This is a genomic window from Brotaphodocola sp. (assembly GCF_050873065.1).
Lineage (GTDB): Bacteria > Bacillota > Clostridia > Lachnospirales > Lachnospiraceae > Brotaphodocola.
Genome location: NZ_JBNMIC010000097.1, coordinates 1 through 5212 on the forward strand (window position 1 = coordinate 1; position 5212 = coordinate 5212).

General features: G+C 46.9%; 4 protein-coding genes. All 4 read left to right on the forward strand.

The genetic code is table 11. From position 1 onward, the window contains the following. On the forward strand, positions 1-459 hold a 459-nt coding region (gene dctP, locus ACR0QE_RS13025), incomplete at its 5' end, for a TRAP transporter substrate-binding protein DctP (protein ID WP_432628764.1). Positions 460-653: 194 nt separating this feature from the next. Then, on the forward strand, positions 654-1130 hold the full coding sequence (locus tag ACR0QE_RS13030; RefSeq protein WP_432628765.1) for a TRAP transporter small permease: 477 nt from the start codon (positions 654-656) through the stop codon (positions 1128-1130). A gap of 2 nt (positions 1131-1132) precedes the next feature. Further along, complete coding sequence (locus ACR0QE_RS13035; protein ID WP_432628766.1) at positions 1133-2446, forward strand: TRAP transporter large permease; 1314 nt, start codon at positions 1133-1135, stop codon at positions 2444-2446. 56 nt (positions 2447-2502) lie between these two features. Next, entirely contained in the window at positions 2503-5001 is a 2499-nt protein-coding gene (locus ACR0QE_RS13040; RefSeq protein WP_432628767.1) for a TIM-barrel domain-containing protein, read from the forward strand. Positions 5002-5212 lie beyond the last annotated feature (211 nt).

The following is a 5212-nucleotide window of genomic DNA, read 5'->3' on the forward strand; positions in this document are numbered from 1 at the left end:
ATGGCAATCGACATGATGAATGCTCTGGGCGGTTCTGCAACTGTTATGAGCTACTCTGAGATTTACACCGGTATGCAGCAGGGTGTTGTAGATGGAGCTGAGAATAACATCACGGCTCTTCGTGATCACAGCGATGTCACCCAGTACTATTGCTATGATGAGCACACCCGTATCCCGGATATCATTGTAATTTCCGCAAAGGTTTGGAATTCCATGAGTGAGAATCAGCAGAAGATCATGAAGGAGACTGCAAAGGCAGCAACCGAGGCTTACAAGACCCGCTGGGCTGATTTTGAGACCGAAGTAAAAACAAATGCTGAGAAGAATGGTGTTACCTTCATCGAGGATGTAGATACCGCTGCATTCCAGACTGCTTGCCAGTCCATCTATGACAACTTAAAGTCAAATGATCCGGATGTATATGCAATCGTTGAGAAGATCCAGAATGCTGGCAAGTAATTCATTGTGTTTCATTTATTTATCCATAACAGGATAAAGCAGCTACAAATCAGGAAATAAGGGATGACCGTCGTCAGTATTTCCGGCTGGCGCGTTCAGCCGGGATACAGATGGCGGTCAATCCAATTACTCAGAGTAGGTATCTTCCACGATAACAGGTGGGGATAGAATAAATCTTCTAAGGAGATGGAATTTTGAAAAAGTTTGATCAGATTTTAGACACAGTTATGCGTTTTATCATGGCTGTTGCAATGTTTGCGCTGCTCGCTGGCGGTACGTGGCAGATCACCTCGAGATGGCTCTTAAAGAATCCGTCCACATTTACAGATGAGTTCCTGCGCTATGTATTGATTTGGGCTTCGATGCTCGGTTCTGCATACTGCTTTTACAAAGATGAGCATCTGGCACTTGATCTTGTGAAAGATCGCGTAAAAGGCGGAGTGCGCATTGCACTGCTTGCTTTTATCGAGGCAGCGATTCTGTTCTTTGTATGTTATGTGTTTATTTTTGGAGGATTCAAACTGGTTATGAATGCAACCAACCAGTCTTCTGTTATGCATATTTCTTTTAAGTTCCTTTATGCATGTCTTCCGATTTCCGGCATTTTCATTGTAATTGCCAGAATCATTAAATACGTACAGCTTTATGTCAACAGCAAAGGAGGTAAATAAGCATGGTTGTTCAGGCTACATTGATGCTGTTTGGTTCATTCTTTGTAATGTTGTTTGCAGGTGTACCGATTTCAGCAGGTATTGGAATTGCTTCGATCATCACGGCAATTATGAGCGGAATGGATGGAAATATTTTTGCGCTGACAGCGGCACAGAGATGTTTCTCAGGCTGTGATTCCTTCTCACTTCTGGCACTGCCGTTCTTCTCCCTTGGCGGAAACATTATGAACAAGGGCGGAATTGCGAAGAGACTGGTTCGTCTGGCAAGACTTCTGGTAGGCTGGGTTCCGGGTTATCTGGCAGCGACAAACGTACTTGCAAATATGTTTTTTGGTGCGGTATCTGGTTCTTCCGTTGCGGCAACTTCCGCAATGGGATCCATCATGAGCCCGCTTGAGGCGGATGAGGGATATGACCCGAACTACTCCGCAGCTGTTAATATCTGTTCTGCACCGACTGGAATCCTGATTCCTCCGTCTGGTCCGTTGATTCTTTACTCAATCACAGCAGGTGGTGTATCCGTAGCAGCACTGTTCATGGGTGGTTATCTGACCGGTGCACTTCTTGGAATCGCTGTTGCAGGTCTGGCAATTTTCCTTGCAGTGAAGAAGGGCTACAAGGCTTCCACAGTAAAAGAGTCTGACCCGGCATGGAAGATTCTTCTCGACGCGGTTCCGTCCCTGTTGGCAGTTATCATTGTTATGGGTGGTATTTTAACCGGTATCTTTACCGCAACAGAGGCAGGCGTTGTGATGTGTCTATACTGCGGACTGCTTGCAATTCTTTACCGCGAGATGGATTTAAAGACGTTTTACAATCTGCTGTCTGACACGATGAGAAGTTCTGCAACGATTCTTTTCCTGATTGCATCTTCCTCAATCATGTCCTACGTGATGTCCTATTCCGGTATCCCGGCAGCAATCAGTGGTGCGCTGATGAGCATTTCGAGTAACCGTTTTGTGATTATCCTGATCATGAATATCTTCCTGTTAGTGATGGGTATGTTCCTGGATCTGACACCGGCAGTACTGATCTTTACCCCGATCTTCCTTCCGATTGCGACGAGCGTTGGAATGAGCCCGGTACATTTCGGACTGATGCTGATCATGAACCTTGGTATCGGTTCTGTAACACCTCCGGTAGGTTCCTGCCTGTTCGTCGGCTGTGGTGTCGGTCATGTAAAGATTGAGGGCGTTACCAAGTACATTGTGCCGATCTTTGCTGCAATGGTAGTGGCTCTGCTTCTGGTAAGCTTCATTCCGCCGATTCCGCTGTTGATCCCGTATCTGTGTGGTCTCGTACCGAGTATGTGGTAAAAAGAATAAGAGATTGATTTGAGTAACATTCATTTTGAGAAGGAACGGAGACAAAAATGGACGTTTGTACAAAATTTGCTGGTATTGAGAAGTTAGAGGGATCATGGCTGATTCACACAAACTGTGCTGACATCAAAGTGGTATTTGTCACAGACGAGATTGTGCGTGTGCGCACTTCTTTTGACAAAGAGTTCGCAGAGGAGTCTTATGTGCTGATGACAACGGCGTGGGAGGATCGCCTCGATCCGCTGTTTGAGGGCGAGAGAACCCGCGTAAATCCGGTGATTCCGGAAGTGATTGAGACGGAGAAAGAGATTTCTTTCTCCACGGGAAAGGTTCGTCTTGTGTTCACAAAGGATCCGATCGGATTTGATCTGTATGACAAAGATGGAAGCCTGCTGTACAGCGATCTTCACGGATCACCGTGCACGCTTGATTCCAACCACAGAGTCAATCATTACTCCTGCATGGATGAGGACGATTGCTTCTACGGATTTGGTGAAAAGGCAGGCATTTTAAACAAAAATAAAGCATTTTTGCGTCAGCGCGCAACCGATGCAATGGGATATGATGCGGAAAAGATGGATACGCTTTACAAGCACATTCCATTTTACATTCGCCTGAACCGGAACACGAAGAAGGCTGTCGGCGTATTCTACCACAACTTTTATGAGTCCTGCTTCAACATGGGATGCGAGAAGAGCAACTACTGGCATCGCTATACTTACTGGCAGGCAGATGGCGGAGACATTGATCTGTTCCTGATGGGAGGAAATACGATTTCCCGAATCGTCGACAACTACACGTTCCTGACTGGTCGTCCGGTTCTGCTTCCGAAGCGTGCGCTCGGCTATCAGGGAAGTTCAATGTACTATCCGGAACTTGAGAAGGACAGCGATGATGCCGTACTCGGCTTTATCGATACGGTCAAGGAAGAGGGATTTCCGATTGACGGTTTCCACCTTTCTTCCGGATATACAAGTTATGACAACAAGAGATGTGTATTCACCTGGAACACGGAGCGATTCAAAGATCCTTCTGCCTACTTCCATGCGATGCAGGAGAAGGGTGCAGAGAATGTTCCGAACATCAAGCCTGGTATTCTGCTGTGCCATCCGTGGTTTGATGAATTCTTCGGCAAGGGTGTCTTTGTAAAAGACAGCAAGAATCCGGACGAATTTGCAGTCGGAAGCTGGTGGGGTGGTCCCGGAGCATTCTGGGATTTCACAAAACCGGAAGCGCGCGAGGCGTGGAAGCAGTATGTGATCAAAAACCTGATTGCTGTGGGAACCAATTCGATCTGGAACGATAACTGCGAGTATGACAGTATTCTGGACAAAGATGCGATTGTGGATTTTGACGGCAAGGGCGGAACGATCGGACAGCTCAAGCCGATCATGAGTACACTGATGTGTAAACTCAGCAACGATGCAGTAAAAGAACATGATGAAAACATGAGACCGTACTCGGTATGCCGGAGCGGATGCAGCGGAATTCAGCGCTATGCACAGACCTGGTGCGGAGACAACTATACAAGCTGGAAGACGTTGAAATATAATATCCCGATTATTACGGGAATGGGACTTTCCGGACAGCCGAATGAGGGCGCAGACATTGGCGGTTTCTCCGGCCCGGCTCCGGAGGAGGAACTGTTTGTGCGCTGGGTTCAGCAGGGTATTTTCCAGGGACGTTTCTCGATCCATTCTGCGAGCAACGATAACACGGTAACCGAGCCGTGGATGTTCAAGAGCAGCACAGATCTCGTGAGAAATGCAATTTTGCTGAGATACCGCATGGAGCCGTATATCTATTCCTGTGAGTACGAGGCAACCAAGAACGGCGCGCCGATTATGAGAGCGCTTGTGTATGAGTTCCAGGATGATGAGAACACCTACGACAATAGCTTCGATTTCATGTTCGGAAGAAGTCTTCTCGTGGCGAATGTCATTGAGAAGGGAGCAAAGACCCGAAGCGTCTACCTGCCGAAGGGCTGCAAGTGGTATGACATGAATGACAATTACCGCTGCTATGAGGGTGGACAGACGATCGAGGTCCCTGTCACGATGGAAACGATTCCGATGTTCCTGCGCGAGGGCGGAATCATGGTCATGGCAGACAACCAGCTGATGAACATGGAGAACGATCATGTAAAAGATTTAAAACTCATCCTTGCACCGGCAGAGGAAGACTCTCGTTTTGTCATGTACGAGGATGATGGAAAGACGAACGATTTCAAGAAGGGAATCTTCCGCAAGACGACGATCAATGTAAGTGGAACAAATGTGGTGAACGTAGACTTTACCGGTGAGGGAGAGTACGGTGATACCGTAGAATCCGTTATGGTAGAGATGATTCGAAAAGACAGAAGCCCATTCTGGATCACTCTGGACGGAGAACAGCTTGAGCACTATCTGAACCGCAAAAAATTTGAGGCAGCTGAATCTGGATGGTATTACAGCCAGACAGAGAGAGCCGTTCTCGTAAAATATAAGAATCCGGGCAAAGATGTCAGACTGACGGTTTCCTTTGAGGATTTTGATTTGATCGGTATGTAATATGACTGACAACAGCCGTCCTGATCTCAGGGCGGCTGTTGGTGTTTGAGTGGAAATTCATCATATATAAGATAGGTAATTGCGAAACTCGCGGTGCTCGTTCGCAACCTTGAACCAAAACAAGGAAGAATTCGCGAAGAGCACGACTTGTGGAATGAAAAATGGATAATCGGACATTTTAGGCGCACTTTAATAAGCTATGGACTTTATG

Bases quoted from the DNA above. Each gene is read 5' to 3' on its own strand.
- ACR0QE_RS13035 (WP_432628766.1), top strand. From the start codon at position 1,133: ATGGTTGTTCAGGCTACATTGATGCTGTTTGGTTCATTCTTTGTAATG.
- ACR0QE_RS13040 (WP_432628767.1), top strand. From the start codon at position 2,503: ATGGACGTTTGTACAAAATTTGCTGGTATTGAGAAGTTAGAGGGATCA.